Below are 17,843 nucleotides of genomic sequence, written 5' to 3' on the forward strand. Positions count from 1 at the left end.
CCAGCGGGCCCTGCGGGCCGTCCGCATCTGCGGCGGATGCCCCGGCAGCCCCGGCGGCGGCACCGGCAGCGGCCGCTCCGAGAACGGGCAGGGCCGAAGTGGGCGTCGGGGACGAATCCCGCGAGGCACCGATGACGCCTGTGGGTGCGGTGGCAGTGTCAACGGGCGCGGTGATGGGTCCCGTGGTGGCATCGAAAAGGAGCATGCCGGGCACGGCGGCGCGTGCTGCGTTGATGTCACCGTTGCGGATGGCCTCTGCTGCCTCGGCCAGCTTGATCGCGTTCGCCGGGCGGTCCTTCGGATCCTTGGCCAGCATCGACATCAGCAGGGCGCGGACCGGTGCAGGCAGGCTCTCCGGCAGGGGTGGCGGCGCGTCATTGACCTGCGCCAGGGCAATCGCGATCTGGGATTCCCCCGAAAAGGGCCGGTGCCCGCTGAGGCACTCGTAGCCGATGACGCCCAGTGAATAGATGTCTGATTGCCCGGTGGCGGTCTGGCCGGTGGCCTGCTCCGGCGCCAGGTACTGGGCGGTGCCCATGACCTGGCCGGTCTGGGTCAGCGGAACCTGGTCCGCGAGGCGGGCAATGCCGAAATCGGTGACCTTGACCCGGCCGTCAGGGGTGATCAGGAGGTTTCCGGGCTTCACGTCACGGTGCACCAGGCCCTGTGCGTGGGCAACGGCCAGGGCGCGGGCGGTCTGGGCAATGATGGACAGCGTGCGGTCCGGGGACAGCACCTGCTCGCGCTCGATGATGGTGCTCAGCGGCTGCCCGGGAACGAGCTCCATGACGAGGTAGGCCGAGCCCTCCTCCTCGCCGTAGTCGAAGACGTTGGCGATGCCCACGTGGTTCAGGAGGGCGGTGTGGCGGGCCTCCGCGCGGAACCGCTGGAGGAAGCCGGGGTCACCGGTGTATTCCTCCTTGAGTACCTTGATCGCGACGATGCGGCCCAGGACGAGGTCTTTCGCCTTCCAGACTTCCCCCATGCCGCCGATCGCGATCCGCGTGGTCAGCTGGAATCTGCCGCCGAGGGTGATTCCGGTTGTAGGCCTCACTTATTCAACACCGCCTCAAAAATTCTCTTCGCGTTCGGACTGGTCAGCTGTGCGCCGGTGTTGATGTCTACGCCCTCCATGACGATGGTGACACCCACCTGCGGATTGTTTGCGGGGGCAAATCCCGTAAACCATGAGTTGTTGGTTCCGTTGCCGAGCTCCGCCGTTCCGGTCTTGCCCGCCACCTGGACGCCCGGAACGCCCGCACGGTTTGCGATGCCTTCGCTGACCGCGCTGACCATCCACTCGGTGATCTGGTTGGCGATGGCAGGGGTGGTGGAAGTGCGCAGCTGCTTGGGCTGTGGCTCATCGATGACGCGGAGGTCCGGGGAGCGCAGGGTCTTGATGAGGTTGGGCTGCATCTGCACGCCGTCATTCGCGATGGCCGCAGTCATCATGGCCACCTGCAGCGGCGTGGCGCGGACGTCCTTCTGGCCGATGACGGACTGCGCCAGGCCGGGGCCGTCCAGGTCATCCGGGAAGGTGTTGCCGCTGGCGTAGTCGAGCTTCAGCTGGTCACCCATGTCCTGGCCGAAGCCGAACTTCTCGGCCTGGTCGGCGATGGCGTCGCGGCCAAGATCCAGGGCAATGCTGGCGAAGGGAGTGTTGCAGGACTGCTGCAGGGCGAAAGCGAAGCTGGCCGTGTCCCGGGTGTAGCAGTTGCCGCCCGCATAGTTGGGCAGGCGGTACTGGATGCCTTCGAACGGCAGCTCGGCCGGGTTGGGAAGCTCGCTGTCCTTGTTGTACTTTCCGGACGCCAGGGCCGCGGCAGTATCCACCAGCTTGAACACGGAGCCCGGAGCCAGCAGCTCGCCCGTGGGACCGCTGACGTTCGGATTCAGGTTGATCCCGGGCACCTTGACCAGTTCATTCATGCTGGCGGCTGCAGCCGCGAGATCCTGGGTGGCCACGAGGTTGGGGTCGTAGGACGGCTTGGACACCATGGCCAGGATGGCGCCGGTCTTGGGGTTGGTGACCACAATGGATCCCCGCTGTCCATCCGGGATCAGGCTGTAGGCGAGCTGCTGGATCTCAGGATCGATGGTGAGCTCCACCGAAGCACCCTTGGGCTGGTTGCCGAGGAACAGCTGCCCCACCCGGTCCAGGAAGAGCTGGTCCGAGTTGCCCGCCAGTTCACCGCCCATGGACTGCTCCAGGCCGGTGGCACCGAAGTTCTGCGAGAAGTACCCGGTGATGCCCGCGTACAGCTCCGGCTGCGGGTAAGTGCGCTGGAAAGCACAGGTCTCCGAGCCGCTTTCCACCGATTCAGCCACCGGGGAGCCGCCGACGACGATGGCGCCCCGGTCGTTGCAGAAACTCTGCAGGACAGCCCGCTGGTTCCACGGGTTTGCCTTGAGTTCGTCAGCGCCGATCACCTGGACGTAGCTGATGGCGCCGAAGATCAGGGCGAACATGGCGACGGCCGCCACCCATGAATGCCGGATTGCCTGGTTCACAGGTGCTTCACCGCCTCGGTTGGAGTGTCAATGCCGGTTGCTTCCGATCCCTTGGCCGGCGGCAGTGGCGTGGTGTCCACGGGGCCGCGGGCGGTGTGCGAAATCATCAGGAGCAGGCCAACAATGATCCAGTTGGCCAGCAGCGAGGAGCCGCCCGCCGCCAGGAACGGCGTGGTCAGGCCGGTCAGGGGGATCAGGCGCGTCACGCCGCCGATCACCACGAAGCACTGCAGCGCCACAGCGAAGGACAGGCCGCACGCGAGGAGCTTTCCGAACGCGTCCCGGGTGCCCAGCGCCGCGCGGAACCCGCGGGTGAACAGCAGGAGGTACATCAGGACGACGGCGAACAGGCCAATGAGCCCCAGCTCTTCACCCAGGGACGCGATGATCATGTCACTGTTGGCGAACGGAACCAGGTCCGGCCGCCCCTGCCCGAGTCCGGTGCCCACCAGGCCGCCGTTGGCCATGCCGAAGAGGCCCTGGACGATCTGCAGGCTGCCTCCCGGGGAGCGTCCGTAGACCTCCTCGGTGAACGCGTTCAGCCAGCCGTAGATCCGGAGTTCCACGTGGGAAAACACCTGGGCCGCAACGAACCCGCCCCCGGCGATGAGGGCCAGGCCGATCACCACCCAGCTGATCCGGCTGGTGGCCACGTAGATCATGACGATGAACAGGCCGAAGAAAAGAATGGAGGAGCCGAGGTCGCGCTGGAAGATGAGCACGCCGATGCTGACCAGCCAGGCAGTGATCATAGGGCCCATGTCCTTGAACCGCGGGAACTGCAGCGGGCCCACCTTCCGGCCGGCCAGCAGGATGAGGTCGCGGTTGGAGGACAGATACCCGGCGAAGAATATGGCCAGGGTGATCTTGGCGACCTCGCCGGGCTGGAACGTCATGGGCCCGAGCCGGATCCATACGCGGGCGCCGAGGATCTCACCGGCGCTGATGCCAGGCACGAGGGGCAGGATCAGCAGGAGCGCACTCGCGGCCAGGGAGATGAAGGTGAAGCGGCGCAGGATCCGGTGGTCCTTGAGGAACCAGATCACGGCGATGGCCACGGCCATGGCGATCAGGGTCCAGCGCAGCTGGTTGTTTCCGGTGTCCTCGCCGGGTGCGTCCAGGCGGTGGATCATGGCCAGGCCGATCCCGTTCAGGGCCACCACAATTGGAAGTATTACCGGATCGGCATATTTGGCGCGGAAGCGGAGGACGCCGTGGAAGACCAGTGCCGCCACTGCCAGCAGGCTGGACTGGAACCAGAAATCGGAGTCGAAGGCCTTTTCCTGGTCGACGCCCACCAGCATGTTGGCGCCGATGCCGACGGCCAGAGCCAGCAGAAGCAGTGCGAGCTCGACGTTGCGGCGCGGTTTGGGAAGGGTGCTGAGCTGGCTCATTGGCCCACCTCGCAGGTAACAGTGGGTGAGGGGGACGGGCTGGCCGCAGCGGGCGCAGCAGGATCAGTGGGGGCGGGCGCCGCCGGATCCGTGGGGGCCGGGGCCGGCGCTGACGGTGCCGCACCGGCCGACGGGGACGGGCATTCGTCCTCGGGGGACGTGGTGCCCGTCAGCTCGAGGTTCTTCACGATCCGCTGCGCGTCGTAAAGGTCGTTGGCAGGAACTGTCTGCCGGACCCGCTGCTGGGAGAACGGCGGCAGGGAGTCCATCCGGATCTCGGTGACCGCTTCCAGGCTGGACAGCTGGATGGGCCCGAGCCGCTGGGAAACCCCGTTGAAGATTGCGACCCGGGAATCGTACTCGCCGATGTAGTAGCGGGTCTGGGTCCAGGCATAGCCCAGCCACAAGCCCACGGTCAGGACCACCAGGAGGGCGGCCGCGATGGACCAGGTGACCCAGCGGCGGGGTTTCAGCGGCACAAGGGTTTCGTCGTCATCGCCGGTGAGCGGTTCGGCTTTGTGGGTGAGGACGGTTGCGGCCCGCCGGGCGACAGTCCGTCCGCCGATAGTGGGGATGGACCCGGATTCGGCAGCAGCCGCTGCGGCCCCGACGAGCTCATGCGGCCTGCTGGAAAGTTCTTCCCGGAGGACCTCGGCGGTGAGGTGCTCGCCGAGGTGCGGATCGGTGGAGCCGGGCTCCACGACGCTGGACCCGGCGCGTTCGGTGGGCTTCCCGCCGCCCCCGGCTTCGGCGGCATCGTCCGTGCCGGTGTCCGGAGCCTTCGCTTCGGCCTCAGGCGTGCGCGGCGCCTCGGCCGCGGGAGCAGGCTTGGTGCCCACAACGGGGGTGATGACGTCGACGGCGGCGGTACTGACGTCGTCGGGCGTTTCTTCAACGATCTCCACCATCACCACGGTGACATTGTCCGGGGAGCCGGCCTCGAGGGTCAGTTCCACAAGGGTTTCCACGCACTCGCGGAGGTCCTTGGTTTCCTTGACCGTGCGCTCCACGGCATGCCCCGCGACGTAATTGAGCCCGTCGGAGCAGAGCAGCCAGCGGTCGCCCGGTTTGACGTCGAGGGTGTCAAGGTCCAGTTCTGGGCTCGCGTCCACGTCGCCGAGGACCCGCATGAGCACGTTCTTATGCGGGTGGCTTTCCGCTTCCTCTGGCCTGAGCCGGCCCTCGTCGATGAGCCGCTGGACGAACGTGTGGTCCACGCTGACCTGCTTGAACTCGCCGTCGCGGAGGCGGTAGGCGCGGGAGTCGCCGATGTGGGCGAAATGCAGCTTGCCCTCGGCGAGCAGCAGTGCCGTAACCGTGGTGCCCATCCCGGCCAGCTTCGGGTTGATGTGCACCAGTTCGGAGAGCAGGGAGTTCGCGGTCTGGATTTCGTCCGCGAGGATGGTGCCGGCATCCCCGTCGTAGTCCGGGCGGTCCAGGTGGATCATGTCCAGGACGGTGGCAGCGGAGGCAACGTCGCCTCCCGCATGGCCGCCCATGCCGTCAGCCACGACGGCCAGGTGGCGTCCCGCGTATGCCGAATCGTCGTTCTTCGACCGGATCCGGCCCACATCGGAGCGCGCGGCAAAGCGCATGATGAGGTGCCGCTCCGCGGGCTTCTGCCCGTCTGCGGTGTTCTCTGGGACGGCCATGGCTATGGCCTCAATTCGATGACCGTCTTGCCGATTCTCACAGGTACGCCTGGCTCAACGGGGAGGGCTCGGGTCAGTTGCTGGTCCGCGAGGTAGGTTCCGTTGGTGGAACCCAGGTCCTCGATGAACCAGCGGCTGCCCTGGGGGAACAGCCTGGCGTGGCGGCCCGAGGCATAGTCGTCCTCTAGGACCAGGGTGGCCTCCTGGGCGCGTCCCAGCAGGATGGGGCTGGCGGCCAGCGGTACCGAGGTTCCCTTCAACGGCCCCTCAACCACCACCAGCTGCCGGGCCTGCTGTTTGGCGGGGGTCGGCGGGGTCTCGGCGAGGTCCGGGTTCTTGCGGACCTGACGTGCGCTGGGCACCCCGGACGCTGCTTTGCGCCCGACCATGAGGTCGCGGCGCATGGCGGAAACGATGCTGAAGATGAGCACCCACAGGAGCAGGAGGAACCCAAACCGCAGCGCGGTAATGGTGAGGTCGCTCATGCGTGGCCACCCGGGCTGGCTGGAAGCAGGCGGAAAATGATCTTTGTCCGTCCCATCGTGATGGTGGAGCCGTCGGTAAGTTCGGTGCTTCCGGAAACTTTCTGCCCGTTGACGTAGCTCCCGTTGGTGGAGCCCATGTCCACGGCAGTGGAGACACCGTTCGCGGTGCGGATCTCAAGGTGGCGGCGCGAGACGCCCGTGTCCTCCACGTGGATATCGGCTTCGGAGGAGCGGCCGAGCACGATGGACGGGGCGTTGAGCGAATAGCGCTGCCCGTCGATGTCCAGCACGGGCTGGAGCCGGACCGGCTGGCGGCTGGGCGCGGCCGGAACGCTGGGCCGGGCGGGAGCAGCGGCCTGGGCGGCGCCCGATTTCTCCGTGGAGGAGACGATCTCGAAGTCTCCTGCCCGCAGTTCCGTATCCCGGCGGAAGGAGATCCGGACGGGGCCCTGCAGCGTGTAGCCCTGGCCGCGGACGTGGTTGATGACAACGTCGCAGAGTTCCTCGGCCAGCGGGGTGCCCCATTCCTGGGCCCTGCGGAAGTCGTCGTCGCTGAGCTGCACGTCGAAGACGTTGGGTGCCAGCGTCCGACCGGCCGTGATGGTCAGGGCCCTGTGGTCCACTTCCCGGCGCAGCCGGCTGGCGATTTCCACTGGTTCAACCTGGGCTTTGGATCCGGTGGAGAAGACGCCCCGGACAGCCTTTTCAATGCCGCGCTCAACTTTGTCCAGCAGACCCATGGTTCTTCTCCTTTCCCCCCGGATGCGGGGCAGTCCTAGTTCCGGAACTTCTCTTTACGTGCAATGCACAACCCGGCAGTGCACCTGCATGACGCAGCCGCCGCTACATCCGATACTACTGGGCAGGCCTGTGAATGACCTTAATCCACAACGGCCCGCCGCCCGGAAAAGTTCATGCCCGGGGGTCCCGGTCTCCTTGCCCGACGGCCGTTCAACCTGCGCGGGGACTGGGAAGAGCGGGTGTCCGTATGGGGTTTCACACAGCCCCCCGGAGGCCAATTGGTGTTTTGCGGCATCTGTCCGTTATGCTTGATCTCGCTGCTTTTACAAGACTGCGAATCCGGGAAACCGGTGCGGTTCGGTGGAAGAAGTTGCGCGCGAGTGGCGGAACGGCAGACGCGCTGGCTTCAGGTGCCAGTGTCCGAAAGGGCGTGGGGGTTCAAATCCCCCCTCGCGCACGCAAATGAAAGAGCCCCGGTCTTAGGACCGGGGCTCTTTTGCGTTGTCTTCTGGTCTTGATTCCCGGGCCTGTTCGCGCATCAGTGCCTTCAGGATTCCGATGCGCGAACAAGCTTAGGCGCGGGCTGCAGGGTTCAGGGTGCAGGCGTACGACGGCGGGAGGCCGCCAGGGTGCCTGGGCCCGGCTTATCCGGACGTGCGCGCGGAGGCCTTAAACCGGCGTCGTGAGTTGGCCAGGTGGCTGCGCATGGCGGCTGCCGCCGCGGCCTCGTCACCGTCGGCAATGGCGTCGGCGATGGAGCGGTGCTCCTGCACCACCTGGTCGAAGTGGTCCCGGGCGTAGTGCTCGACGCCGGTCATCAGGCGGGTGCGCGGCATCGCGATCATGGTCTGCCCCAGGGCGGCGAGGCAGTCGGAGTAGTACGGGTTGCCGGAAGCGGCGGCCACCGCCCGGTGGAACTCGAAATCGGATTTCATCGCGTGGGCCGGGTGCCCGGCGCTGGCGGTGAACTCCTCGAGTGCCGCCTGGACCGCACGCAGCTGCCGTTCGGTGTGGTTGCGTGCGGCCAGGGCGGCTGCCTCCGTTTCCACGCCCATCCTGAATGCCAGCAGGTGCAGCCGGTCCTCGGTGGTGGCCACCGGACGGGCCCCCGGCGCTGCCGCGGGCCCGTCCGAGGGCGGAGTGAGGGCGAAGCTGCCGCGGCCGCGCTCGGTTTCCACCAGTCCCTCGGCCTGGAGCCGCGTGAGGGCGGCACGCACCACGGTGCGGCTGACGCCAAAATCGCTGATGAGCGTGTTTTCGCTGGGCAGCTTCTCACCGGGCTGGATGATGCCGTCAACGATGCGGTTGCGAAGGTCGGCGGCAAGGTCCGCGGTGAGGTTCCGGCTCATGGCTTCAAGATTACGCGCCGAACTCCACTGATTCGGTGGTCCAGGCGCGGGCCTGGTCGCTGAGGGTGACGCCGAGTCCCGGGCGGTCCGGCACCATCATCCGGCCGTCCTTGGTTTCGAGCCGCTCATTGAACAGGGGGTCCAGCCAGTCGAAGTGCTCCACCCATGGCTCGCGCGGATAGGCCGCAGCCAGGTGCAGGTGGATCTCCATGGCGAAGTGCGGGGCAAGGCCCAGGCCGCGTTCGTCCGCGAGGGCGGCGAGGCGCAGGAACTGGGTGATGCCGCCGACGCGCGGGGCGTCCGGCTGGATGATGTCGCAGCCGTTGGCGGCGATGAGGCCCTTGTGCTCGGCCACGGAGGCGAGCATCTCGCCGGTTGCGATGGGCGTGTCCAGCACCTGGGCGAGGTGGGCGTGGCCTTCGAAATCGTAGGCGTCCAGGGGTTCCTCGATCCAGATGAGGTTGAATTCCTCAAGCTGGCGGCCCAAGCGCAGTGCCGTCGCCCGGTCCCACTGCTGGTTGGCGTCCACCATCAACGGGACGTCCCAGCCGATGTGCTCGCGGATGCCCGCCACGCGGCGGAGGTCTTCCTTGCTGTCCGGCAGGCCCACCTTGATCTTGATGCCGCCGATGCCTTCGTCGAGGGACTGCGTGGCGCGGGCCTTCACCTCGTCGAGGGTGGCATTCAGGAAGCCGCCGGAGGTGTTGTAGGTCTGGACGGAGTCGCGGTAGGAGCCGAGGAGCTTGGCCAGGGGGAGTCCGGCGCGCTTGGCCTTGAGGTCGTACAGGGCGATGTCGATGGCGGCGAGGGCCTGGGTGGCGACGCCGGACCGGCCCACCGAAGCGCCCGCCCAGAGGAGCTTGGTGTAAAGCTTGCCGATGTCGTTGGGGTCCTCGCCGATGATTCCCTCGGCAACTTCCTTGGCGTGGGCGTACTGGGCCGGACCGCCTGCGCGCTTGGAGTAGCTGAAGCCGAGGCCGGTGTGGCCTTGTTCGGTGGTGATCTCGGCGAAGAGGAAGACCACTTCCGTCATTGGCTTCTGGCGGCCGGTGAACACTTTGGCGTCGCTGATGGGCACGGCGAGCGGGAGGCGGGCGGTGGACAGTTTGACGTGCCGGATCAGGTCGACGGTGCTCATGGATTCTCCTAGTGGCGGGATGCTGGGCGCCATCGCCCTCCCTCATAGGATACAAGTAACTCACTTGTACTACAAGTACTTCCAGGGATGGCGATTGGCCAGGGTCCGACAGTGGAATGTAACGTTTAGGTCACCGGTCGGAGCGCACGCCCGGCGAAGCATCATTGCTGCTTCTGGGTGCTATGCCCCTGGGGTGCCCCTCCGTTACCAGGCCGGAAACCGTTCCAGGCGGGAACCTCTCGAGGCCTGCCGCTCCGCACTCCCATGAAGAGGCTTTGTTTTCCATGCGCAGGAATTATCTGCTGGCCACCGGTACGCTCTTTGCTCTGTTCGTGACAACCGCGTGCACCGCACCCGGTCCGACGGCGGCGGCAGATCCGGCGCAAGCCGGGACCACGGCCAGCGCCGACGCCGCTGCGGTGGGTACCAGCCAATTGGCGGCGGCTGCGAGGGCCAGGGCCGCGGCGGACAGGAAGGCCGCGGACGAGGCTGCCGCCAAGGCGAAAGCGGAAGCCGACGCGAAGGCTGACGCCGACGCGGAAGCAGAAGCCCAGGCGAAGGCAGAAGCCGAGGCGAAGGCGGAAGCCGAGGCGAAGGCGGAGGCAGGCGCCGCGCAGGCGGGGGAGGCCGCTGCAGCCGGGCAGGCCCCCGACGTCGAGGGGACGCCTCAGGATGCGGGCGGCGGAACCGCCGCGGCTTCTCCTGCTCCGGTGGCGGCGGTGCCGACTACGACCGGCCAACCGGCTGCGCCATCCCCCGCGCCCACCCCCGTGAACGGACCGGCAGCAGGCTCCATCCCCACGCTGCCAGCGGAGGACCCCACGTGCCTCGATGCCCTGACGGACGTGGGAGCGGTGATCGGCGGCCTGTTAGGCGAAGACGCCGGGCCGGATGCGGGCCTCCTCGGGGACATCAGCTGCGAAGTCACTGGCGGGGGCGAGGTCGCAGGGGATTAGGGCGGGCCGGTTCAGCCCGCCTGCCCCCGCAGCGCCCCCAGTCCCGAGATGAGCGCCTCCAGCCCCAGGCCGAACGCCGTGTCGGCGGGGCGCCCGGGGCCAGCGGAGCTGCGGACGGCGGCGGTGAAGTGCGGGTTCGCGTCCGCCATGGACCCCGGCTCGAAGATGTCCCCGGGCGCGGTCACGTCATAGGCGGATCCGAAGATAAAGGACTCCAGCGCCACGATCGCCGACACAATCCGTTCCTCCGGGAAGCCGGCGTCCAGGAACCCCTTGCTCACCGTCTCGTACATCGCCAGGGTCTGCGGGGCGTCCGTTACGGGCAGCACGGCAATGACCGGAATCAGGGGAGTGTGCTCGGCAAAGACGTCCCGGTAGCTCCAGGCCCAGGTGCGCACCGCATCCTCCCAGGACTTCGAGCCGAACGCCGAGACATCCACCAACGACGTCAGGTGGTCCTCCACGAGCAGCAGCACGTCGCGCTTGGACGCCACGTGGTTGTACAGGGCCGACGGCGCCACCTCCAGCTGCTTTGCCAGCGCCGCCATGGTGAGCCCGTCATAGCCCTTCCGGCTGACCAGGTCCAGGGCCGCCGTCGTAATGCCTGCCTTGTCCAGCACCGCTGCCGACGGCCGGCCGGCCCGCCGGCGCCCCGTCCCGGTTCCCGCGGTGTGTCCTTCTTCGGCTGATACTGCCGGCATTCCTGCCCTTTCTTTGGTGGTCCCCAGCATTATTCCACCCGGGCACTTCCGGTCCCGGCCACTACCAGCTATAGTTCTAATAAATGAACGACATTCATTTAGTGCTCCCGGTCACTTCGCGGGAGGCAGAGAGGACATCATGCTGAACCTGAACCGCGACGTCGTCGTCGTTGGAGCCGGTCCCTCCGGACTCACCGCAGCCCGGGAGCTCAAGAAGGCCGGGCTCACCGTCGCCGTGCTTGAGGCCCGCGACCGCGTCGGCGGCCGCACCTGGACCGATACCGTGGACGGCGCCATGCTCGAAATCGGCGGCCAGTGGGTCTCCCCGGACCAGACCGTACTCCTGGACCTCCTCGGCGAGCTCGGACTGCAGACCTACCCCCGCTATCGCCAGGGTGAATCCGTCTACATCGGCTCCGACGGCATCCCCGTCCGCTACACGGGCGACACCTTCCCGGTGGACCCCGAAACCAAGGCCGAAATGGACCGCCTGGTCGCCCTGCTCGACGGGCTCGCCGCGGAAATCGGCGCCACCGAACCCTGGGCCCACCCCAAGGCACGGGAACTGGACACCATCTCCTTCCACCACTGGCTGCGGCAGAACTCCGCCAACGAGGAAGCCTGCAAGAACATCGGCCTGTTTATCGCCGGCGGCATGCTCACCAAGCCGGCCCACGCCTTTTCCGCACTGCAGGCCGTGCTGATGGCAGCCTCCGCCGGCTCGTTCACCCACCTGACGGACGAGGACTTCATCCTGGACCGTCGCGTGGTGGGCGGCATGCAACAGGTCTCCCTACTGCAGGCGCAGGAACTGGGCGACGACGTCGTCCTCAACACCCCGGTGCGCACCATCAACTGGGAGCCGGACGCCGACGGCGGCCACCGCGTCACCGTCGAATCCGACCGCGCCACCGTCAAAGCCCGGTTCGTGATCATGGCCGTCCCGCCCAACCTGTACTCCCGCGTCTCCTTCAACCCGCCGCTGCCCCGCCGGCAGCATCAGATGCACCAGCACCAGTCCCTGGGCCTGGTCATCAAGGTCCATGCCGTCTACGACCGCCCGTTCTGGCGCGACAAAGGCCTCTCCGGCACGGGCTTCGGCGCCGACGCCCTGGTCCAGGAGGTCTACGACAACACCAACCACGGCGACATCCGCGGCACCTTGGTGGGCTTCGTCTCCGATGAAAAGGCCGACGCCGTCTTCGAGTTGGGTGCCGAAGACCGCAAGAAGGCGATCCTGGCCTCCATCGCAGGTTTCCTCGGCGACGAGGCACTCACGCCCGAGGTCTACTACGAGTCCGACTGGGGCTCGGAGGAATGGACCCGCGGCGCCTACGCCGCCAGCTACGACCTGGGCGGCCTGCACCGCTACGGCAAGGACCAGCTGACCCCCGTCGGCCCCATCTACTGGGCCTCCTCCGACCTCGCCGCCGAAGGCTACCAGCACGTGGACGGCGCCATCCGGATCGGCCGCCAGACCGCCGCCCGGCTCGCCGAAGTGGCAAAGGTGGCTGTCGCCGTCGGGTAGCAAATAAGCATGCTTACTAATAGGCTTGCCGGTGGGGAGCGTCCCCTATGCAGACAAGCGAGGTGAGACATGACTGACGCCCAGGGCATCAGCAAGGTTACGGACATCATCAACGATTCCAGGATCGGGATGTTGACCACCATCAACGAGAAGGGCGCCCTTGTCAGCCGGCCGCTGGCCGTCCAGGAGGTAAAGGACGACGGCGACATGTGGTTCTTCACCGGGCTCGGCACGTCACAGGTCGCCCACGTCCGGGCCGACGCGCGCGTCAACGTCGCCTTCGGCCAGCGCACCGAATGGGTGTCCGTGGCCGGGACCGCCGAGGTTGTGACGGACCGGGCCAAGATCCACGAGCTGTGGAACCAGGCAGTCGAAGCGTGGTTCCCGGACGGACCGGACACCCCCGAGGTGTGCCTGCTGCATGTCGATTCGGACTCCGCCGAGTACTGGACCAGCCCGGGCGGCACCGCCGCAACCGTGCTGCAGTGGGTCAAGTCAAAGGTCACCCATGACCGGATGAGTGTGGGCGAAAGCGGCACCGTGGAGCTGTAGGTTTCGGTGAATGAAAAAGGCGGGGCAGCAGCCCCGCCTTTTTCGTTTTCCCCTTGTGCCGTGAGTCCCGCAGTGGATGCGTCATTGCCGGCCGGGCAGCCCCCGCACGAAGGGTGCTTTCCCCAGGGCCGTCCTCTCTAGCTGGTCTACCAGCTCCACGTCCACCTGGCTGTCTGTTGCGCCTGCTGTCTTGAGCGCGCCCGTTACTGCGTCGCGGACTCCTTCCATGGAAGCTCCCGGGGCGAGGCCGCAGAGAAGCACGTGGAGTTTTGAGGGCTCCTGGACAACCTGCCACCCGTTCCTGCCAGCTTCGTCGAGGATGTGGTGGAACACGATCGGATGGATCGCCACCCGGCCTGCTTTTCCGGGCAGGTGCAGGACGTCCTCGATCCGGCCTTCGATCTCGTGGAGCAGTGTGAAGGAGCGTCCGCAGGGGCAGCCGCGTCCGCCGAGCTTTATGGTGTCGGACATTTCGTAGCGGATGAGGGGAAGCGTCCGGGAAAACAGAACCGTGACGAGCAGCTTTGTCCCCGTTGTTCCGGCCGGTACGGGTGTTCCGGCCTGGTCTACGGGTTCGACTATCAGCAGGTCTTCATAGACGTGGCGGTTTCTGTAGGTGCACGGAGATGCGATCCCTGCCGTCTCGGTGGCTGCGTAGACATCGAAGGGCTTGCTTCCCCATGCGGCCTCCAGTTCCGCCGCAGCGTGGGGGCTGAGGACCTCGGATGCGGACATGACGCCCTCCGGGGAGATGTGCAGGCGTCCGGCGCGCTGCTCCGCCGCGAGGGGTTTGAGGGCTGAGGCGTAGCCCACCAGGACCCTGGGTTGGAACCGGTTCAGCGCGGCAACCGTCTCGGCCATGGGCGCGGTAACGTCCAGGCGGAGGGCAGGGACAAGTCTGGAGCGCACGGACGCGCCGACGACGGCGGACTGGTGGGTGGGGACGCGCGAGCTGATTAGGGCCATTTTCAGGGGCCTGGTGAGCCCGACCGGGATCCCGGCCCAGTCGTTCGCCCGGGCGTAGGAGGCCAGGACGGTTGCCCACTCGGCGCGGTTCCAGACGAAGGTTCCGCGCCGGCCGGTGGTCCCGGCCGTTGCTGCAGCCCACCACCTGCCCTGCCAGGGCAGCCCCGGGTCTCCGTCGCTCTGGGCCAGGGCGCGCAAATGGTTTTCAAGGTCAGCGAGCCTCAGGCCCGGTGCGGTGACCGCCTCGTCGAAGTGGTCCATCAGGTCCGCCTTCGTCACCGGCGGCAACTGGTCCAGTGGGGCATCGCGGAGGCCGGCATGGTGGCGCCGGTAAAACGCCGAGCCGGCATAGGCTGCGCTGCGGAGCTCCTGGAGGGCGTGGTCCTGGTGTGCGGTGATCCGGGCGGCGTCCCAGTGATCCCTTCTCCGCCGGGCGGCGCGCAGGAACACCAGCCGAGAGAAAAGGCGGAGGTCCATGGCTGATGCCTTACCGGGTGCCTGTCGGGGAGCACGGCCGGAGCGGGACGCGCCCGGGGGTGGGGAGATTGCTCATGCCACAAAGTGTCAGGCCCGCAGGTCAGGTCCGGTAGTGCCCAACGTCCCGCCCGGTCAGGGCACCGAGCACGGCGGGAAGCAGTACACCGTTGCGTCCCCACACGGGGTCCAGGATCTCCACGTACCAGGAGTCGGCAAGCAGCAGTGCCAGGGCGTCATTGGTCTCGTCGGCCCAATCCCGGATCTGCGCCTCGTCCACCGGGTTCTCGCTCGAGCCCAGCACCGTGGTGACTTCCGCTCCGGCCAGGGTGACCGGGATTGACGCGCTGCTGGCCTCGCCCGGCGCGTGGGCCACCGTGACCAGGTCAGTCCGGGTGGACAGTGACAGCAGGTCTCCGGCAACGGCGGCGCTGCAGAAGCCTGTCACGTACTCCCGCTGTGCGGCGGTACCGGTCTGCAGGCCCGGCTGGGACTCCTTGGTGAACAGCCCGTTCCGGTTCAGCTCGGCCAAGGCCGCAGCTATGGGTCCCGTCTCCGCGTCGTAGCCCGCGGCGAAGTGACCGGGCTGGTACGAGCTGCCGCCCTCCAGCCAGCGGGCGGTGAGCTCACCGGCGGCTTCCAGGGTGGTGGCCTGGCGCCACACCCCGCGGTCCTCGAGCAGCCGGCCGAACTGGTCGCGCTCCGGCAATTCCTCTGGCTTCATCTCCGGATGCTATCGCCGGTGCGCCGGAACCTTCCAGCGCCGCCGACACACCACTTAACGTCCGGCCTATGCCTGCTCGGCGGGAATCCCGGCCGCCCGCTCGGCATCGGCCAGCGAGGCAGCAAGGCGCGTGACGGCGTCGGGATAGCCCTGGTGGGCATGGAGGCGCAGTTGGTCCGCCGTCCGCATCGCCTTGATGAACGCCGAGGTCTCCGGCAGGCGCACGTCCGTGAGGGCTGGATAGTCGATGCTGCACGCCGGGTCCAGCTCATAGCGCCGCCACCTGGCGACAACTTCGTCGTGCCGGGCAATAGCCGCCAGGTGCGCGGACTCCTGCTCGCGGCTGTTCTGCCGCGCCGCGCGCCGGCTGAGGTACCGCGGGGTTCCCCGGTACGCCGCAACGCCCGCGGCCACCCCGGCCGCGCCCAGGAACAGGCCGGTCCAGGGCGAGACCAGCGCAGGAATCAAAAGGGCAGGAACAGCGACGCATGCCCCAAGGAACAGGTCCCAGAAGAGCTGGTCCGACCGTTCCGGCTGCCCGTTGCCACCGGCAAGGGCACGGCGCCGGACCACAAAGACGGTGGCGGCGACGCTGGCTACCAGGACAGGCCCTGCCAGCAGCAGCGCCCACACCCCCTGGACCAATCCCTCGAACAAGGATTCCCCCATGGCTGACACCCGACCCTAACAGCGCCCGGGCCGCGGAATCCCGGGCTGGTCATTTAATTGCACAGTGTCCGGGACGCAGGGTCAATGGCCTGGAAGGTTCCCTGAAGCGGGGCTGGAACGTACGGTGAGGAGCATGAGACTCAAAATGTGCAGCATCCACGTCAAGGACCCCGCCGCCGCCCACAGCTTCTATACCGGAACCCTGGGCTTCGAGACCCTGATGGCCATGCAGGAGTACAACCTGTACATCATCAAGGACCCCGGTGCGGACGCGAATTCAGTTGGCCTGCTGCTGGAACCCAGCGACAATCCGATCGCAGCCAACTACATGAATGCCCTGCACGACGCCGGCCTCCCGGCCATCGTCTTCGGCGTCCCGGATGTCCAGGCCGAGTACGACCGGCTGATCAACGAGGGCGTGGTGTTCCGGGGCGAACCGGCCGAGGACCCGTCCGGCATCAGCGCCGTGTTCGACGACGGCTGCGGCAACTTCGTCCAGCTGCACCAGGACTGACATTCCTTAAAGAACAGAGGATTGTCCGCGGGTCCGCGCCTTTACGGGTGGGACCGGCGGACAAGCCTCTGATGCGGGAGAGCCTAGTTGGCCTGCGCGCGGGCTTTCTTTGCAGCCTTCTTCGCGGCCTCTTCCTTCACCCGCTGGGCTTCGGCGCGGACTGCGGCGTGCGTGGCGCGCTCGGTGACCAGCCACTGCGGGGGAGCCTGGAGCAGCGCGGTGATTTCCGCCGTCGTCAGCGCGTCCTCAACGCCGCCGCGGGCCAGGCCGCTGATGGAGATGTTCAGCTTCTGCGCCACCACGGGACGGGGGTGCGGGCCGTTGCGGCGCAGCTCTGCGAGCCATTCCGGCGGGTTGGCCTGGAGCTCGGCGAACTCCTCCCGGGTGATGGTTGATTCCTGGAACTCCTGCGGTGTTGCGGGCAGGTAGATGCCAAGTTTCTTGGCAACGGTGGCCGGCTTCATGGACTGGGAGTTTGCAGAGGTCATGCTTCAAGGGTATCCGGGCGGACGGTACTGTGAAGACGTGCCCACTGACAACACCACCCCGCCCGACGCATCCGAGGACTCCGACGCGGGGGAGCAGGCGGCGCCGCGGACCCTCCGCATTGCCTACGTGCCGGGGGTGACCCCCGGCAAGTGGATCCGCCGCTGGGAAGAGCGGATGCCGGACATTCCGTTGCAGGCGTTCATGCACGACGGCGGCGCGCACGTTGGCCCTGTCCGCGGAGGCCAGGCGGACATGGCCTTTGTCCGGCTCCCCGTTGAGCGCGACGGCCTGAGCGTCATCCCGCTCTACGAGGAGCAGCCGGTGGTGGTGGCTCCGAAGGGCCACGAAATCTCTGTGTTCGAAGAGGTGGCGCTCGCCGACCTGGAGCAGGAGTCCTTCCTGGATGTTGCTGCCCTCGGTGGGCCGGAAGCCGCGCTCCAGGTGGTTGCCGCCGGGGCCGGCCTGGCTGTCCTGCCCATGTCCGTCGCCCGCCACTTCAACGTCAAGGACACGGTGGCCCGCCGGCTCAACGGCGCCCCGGGAACCGAGATCGCCCTGGTCTGGCTGGCGGACGCCACGGACGAGGTCCTGGAGGAGTTCATCGGGATCGTCCGGGGACGCACCGCCCAAAGCTCCCGGCAGCCGTCCGCCCAGCCGGCCAAGGTGAAGAAGGATCCCAAGCCGGACCGCCGGGGCGGGGGAGTGCGGAAGCCGGCACCCAAGGTCGCCCAGCGCTATGCCCCCAACCCGGACAAGGGCCGCGGCAAGGGATCCCGCAAGAAGGGCAAGCGCTAGGGCCCTGGTGGAGACCTAGTACCGGTTCCGCGGGGGAACGTGGCCGGTGCGCGCCTGCCGCGCCTTCCGCGCACGCATGATGCGGCTGATGACGGTGGGCAGCAGGGCGAAAAGCAGTTTCTTCATGGCGTTGCTCCTTGGCTTAGGCGGGGAAAACCGAAGGCCGCCCTTCCGGACGGAAGAGCGGCCCTCGGCTGTTTGTCCT

General features: G+C 67.4%; 18 protein-coding genes and 1 tRNA gene. 6 read left to right on the top strand and 13 right to left on the bottom strand.

The features are described 5' to 3' along the window. The 6 genes from G205_RS18735 to G205_RS18760 all read right to left on the bottom strand — a co-directional run. On the bottom strand, positions 1-1,054 hold a 1,054-nt coding region (locus G205_RS18735), incomplete at its 3' end, for a protein kinase domain-containing protein (RefSeq protein ID WP_009359395.1). Further along, positions 1,051-2,511, bottom strand: coding sequence for a peptidoglycan D,D-transpeptidase FtsI family protein (locus G205_RS18740; protein WP_009359396.1), 1,461 nt, complete (start codon positions 2,509-2,511; stop codon positions 1,051-1,053). The genes G205_RS18740 and G205_RS18735, both read right to left, overlap by 4 nt. Continuing rightward, positions 2,508-3,905 carry an FtsW/RodA/SpoVE family cell cycle protein gene (locus G205_RS18745; RefSeq protein WP_009359397.1) on the bottom strand — a complete coding sequence of 466 codons (1,398 nt, stop codon included), beginning with the start codon at positions 3,903-3,905 and terminating at the stop codon, positions 2,508-2,510. Before G205_RS18745 ends, G205_RS18740 begins: the two co-directional genes overlap by 4 nt. After that, positions 3,902-5,557, bottom strand: coding sequence for a PP2C family protein-serine/threonine phosphatase (locus tag G205_RS18750; RefSeq protein WP_009359398.1), 1,656 nt, complete (start codon positions 5,555-5,557; stop codon positions 3,902-3,904). Before G205_RS18750 ends, G205_RS18745 begins: the two co-directional genes overlap by 4 nt. Positions 5,558-5,559: 2 nt before the next feature. Next, positions 5,560-6,042, bottom strand: coding sequence for an FHA domain-containing protein FhaB/FipA (locus G205_RS18755; protein WP_009359399.1), 483 nt, complete (start codon positions 6,040-6,042; stop codon positions 5,560-5,562). Further along, positions 6,039-6,782: an FhaA domain-containing protein gene (locus tag G205_RS18760; protein ID WP_009359400.1), complete on the bottom strand. Its 744-nt coding sequence runs from the start codon at positions 6,780-6,782 to the stop codon at positions 6,039-6,041. The genes G205_RS18755 and G205_RS18760 overlap by 4 nt, the downstream gene beginning before the upstream one ends. 375 nt (positions 6,783-7,157) lie before the next feature. Here G205_RS18760 and G205_RS18765 point away from each other — a divergent pair. After that, positions 7,158-7,240 (top strand) — tRNA-Leu (locus G205_RS18765). A gap of 187 nt (positions 7,241-7,427) precedes the next feature. Here the strand turns inward: G205_RS18765 and G205_RS18770 are convergent. Continuing rightward, a complete protein-coding gene (locus tag G205_RS18770; RefSeq protein WP_009359401.1) occupies positions 7,428-8,132 on the bottom strand; it encodes a FadR/GntR family transcriptional regulator in 705 nt (234 codons plus the stop codon). 10 nt (positions 8,133-8,142) lie between these two features. Beyond that, a complete protein-coding gene (locus G205_RS18775) occupies positions 8,143-9,270 on the bottom strand; it encodes an L-talarate/galactarate dehydratase (RefSeq protein ID WP_009359402.1) in 1,128 nt (375 codons plus the stop codon). A 284-nt stretch (positions 9,271-9,554) separates the two neighbouring features. Here G205_RS18775 and G205_RS18780 point away from each other — a divergent pair, with 284 nt between their 5' ends. Beyond that, positions 9,555-10,226, top strand: coding sequence for a hypothetical protein (locus G205_RS18780; protein ID WP_152419629.1), 672 nt, complete (start codon positions 9,555-9,557; stop codon positions 10,224-10,226). Positions 10,227-10,237: 11 nt separating this feature from the next. On the opposite strand, the gene G205_RS18785 is transcribed toward G205_RS18780, so the two are convergent. Then, complete coding sequence (locus G205_RS18785; RefSeq protein ID WP_035753823.1) at positions 10,238-10,957, bottom strand: TetR/AcrR family transcriptional regulator; 720 nt, start codon at positions 10,955-10,957, stop codon at positions 10,238-10,240. A 109-nt stretch (positions 10,958-11,066) separates the two neighbouring features. Here G205_RS18785 and G205_RS18790 point away from each other — a divergent pair, with 109 nt between their 5' ends. Continuing rightward, positions 11,067-12,455, top strand: coding sequence for a flavin monoamine oxidase family protein (locus G205_RS18790; RefSeq protein ID WP_009359405.1), 1,389 nt, complete (start codon positions 11,067-11,069; stop codon positions 12,453-12,455). Between the two features lie 69 nt (positions 12,456-12,524). Continuing rightward, entirely contained in the window at positions 12,525-13,007 is a 483-nt protein-coding gene (locus G205_RS18795; RefSeq protein ID WP_009359406.1) for a pyridoxamine 5'-phosphate oxidase family protein, read from the top strand. An 81-nt stretch (positions 13,008-13,088) separates the two neighbouring features. Here the strand turns inward: G205_RS18795 and G205_RS18800 are convergent, their stop codons facing one another. The 3 genes from G205_RS18800 to G205_RS18810 all read right to left on the bottom strand — a co-directional run bounded on the left by G205_RS18800 (position 13,089) and on the right by G205_RS18810 (position 15,840). Continuing rightward, the gene (locus tag G205_RS18800; protein WP_009359407.1) at positions 13,089-14,450 is read right to left on the bottom strand and encodes a phenylacetate--CoA ligase family protein; all 1,362 of its coding nucleotides are present in this window, start codon (positions 14,448-14,450) and stop codon (positions 13,089-13,091) included. Positions 14,451-14,550: 100 nt separating this feature from the next. Continuing rightward, a complete protein-coding gene (locus G205_RS18805) occupies positions 14,551-15,171 on the bottom strand; it encodes a DUF6919 domain-containing protein (protein ID WP_009359408.1) in 621 nt (206 codons plus the stop codon). 66 nt (positions 15,172-15,237) lie between these two features. Continuing rightward, positions 15,238-15,840 (bottom strand): hypothetical protein, encoded by a 603-nt coding sequence (locus tag G205_RS18810; protein WP_083875118.1) that lies wholly within the window; start codon positions 15,838-15,840, stop codon positions 15,238-15,240. Between the two features lie 133 nt (positions 15,841-15,973). On the opposite strand from G205_RS18810, the gene G205_RS18815 reads away from it, so the two are divergent. Further along, complete coding sequence (locus tag G205_RS18815; RefSeq protein WP_035753825.1) at positions 15,974-16,354, top strand: VOC family protein; 381 nt, start codon at positions 15,974-15,976, stop codon at positions 16,352-16,354. A gap of 83 nt (positions 16,355-16,437) precedes the next feature. On the opposite strand, the gene G205_RS18820 is transcribed toward G205_RS18815, so the two are convergent. After that, positions 16,438-16,842 carry a DUF5997 family protein gene (locus tag G205_RS18820; RefSeq protein ID WP_035753827.1) on the bottom strand — a complete coding sequence of 135 codons (405 nt, stop codon included), beginning with the start codon at positions 16,840-16,842 and terminating at the stop codon, positions 16,438-16,440. On the opposite strand from G205_RS18820, the gene G205_RS18825 reads away from it, so the two are divergent. Further along, positions 16,805-17,638, top strand: coding sequence for a LysR family transcriptional regulator substrate-binding protein (locus G205_RS18825; RefSeq protein ID WP_009359412.1), 834 nt, complete (start codon positions 16,805-16,807; stop codon positions 17,636-17,638). The genes G205_RS18820 and G205_RS18825 overlap by 38 nt on opposite strands. Positions 17,639-17,843 lie beyond the last annotated feature (205 nt).

Source organism: Arthrobacter nitrophenolicus (genome assembly GCF_000332815.1).
Classification (GTDB): Bacteria; Actinomycetota; Actinomycetes; order Actinomycetales; family Micrococcaceae; genus Arthrobacter; species Arthrobacter nitrophenolicus.

Bases quoted from the DNA above. Each gene is read 5' to 3' on its own strand.
- G205_RS18790 (WP_009359405.1), top strand. From the start codon at position 11,067: ATGCTGAACCTGAACCGCGACGTCGTCGTCGTTGGAGCCGGTCCCTCC.
- G205_RS18760 (WP_009359400.1), bottom strand. From the start codon at position 6,782: ATGGGTCTGCTGGACAAAGTTGAGCGCGGCATTGAAAAGGCTGTCCGG.
- G205_RS18750 (WP_009359398.1), bottom strand. From the start codon at position 5,557: ATGGCCGTCCCAGAGAACACCGCAGACGGGCAGAAGCCCGCGGAGCGG.
- G205_RS18755 (WP_009359399.1), bottom strand. From the start codon at position 6,042: ATGAGCGACCTCACCATTACCGCGCTGCGGTTTGGGTTCCTCCTGCTC.
- G205_RS18785 (WP_035753823.1), bottom strand. From the start codon at position 10,957: ATGCTGGGGACCACCAAAGAAAGGGCAGGAATGCCGGCAGTATCAGCC.
- G205_RS18810 (WP_083875118.1), bottom strand. From the start codon at position 15,840: ATGGGGGAATCCTTGTTCGAGGGATTGGTCCAGGGGGTGTGGGCGCTG.
- G205_RS18800 (WP_009359407.1), bottom strand. From the start codon at position 14,450: ATGGACCTCCGCCTTTTCTCTCGGCTGGTGTTCCTGCGCGCCGCCCGG.
- G205_RS18745 (WP_009359397.1), bottom strand. From the start codon at position 3,905: ATGAGCCAGCTCAGCACCCTTCCCAAACCGCGCCGCAACGTCGAGCTC.
- G205_RS18815 (WP_035753825.1), top strand. From the start codon at position 15,974: ATGAGACTCAAAATGTGCAGCATCCACGTCAAGGACCCCGCCGCCGCC.
- G205_RS18770 (WP_009359401.1), bottom strand. From the start codon at position 8,132: ATGAGCCGGAACCTCACCGCGGACCTTGCCGCCGACCTTCGCAACCGC.
- G205_RS18775 (WP_009359402.1), bottom strand. From the start codon at position 9,270: ATGAGCACCGTCGACCTGATCCGGCACGTCAAACTGTCCACCGCCCGC.
- G205_RS18820 (WP_035753827.1), bottom strand. From the start codon at position 16,842: ATGACCTCTGCAAACTCCCAGTCCATGAAGCCGGCCACCGTTGCCAAG.
- G205_RS18780 (WP_152419629.1), top strand. From the start codon at position 9,555: ATGCGCAGGAATTATCTGCTGGCCACCGGTACGCTCTTTGCTCTGTTC.
- G205_RS18795 (WP_009359406.1), top strand. From the start codon at position 12,525: ATGACTGACGCCCAGGGCATCAGCAAGGTTACGGACATCATCAACGAT.
- G205_RS18805 (WP_009359408.1), bottom strand. From the start codon at position 15,171: ATGAAGCCAGAGGAATTGCCGGAGCGCGACCAGTTCGGCCGGCTGCTC.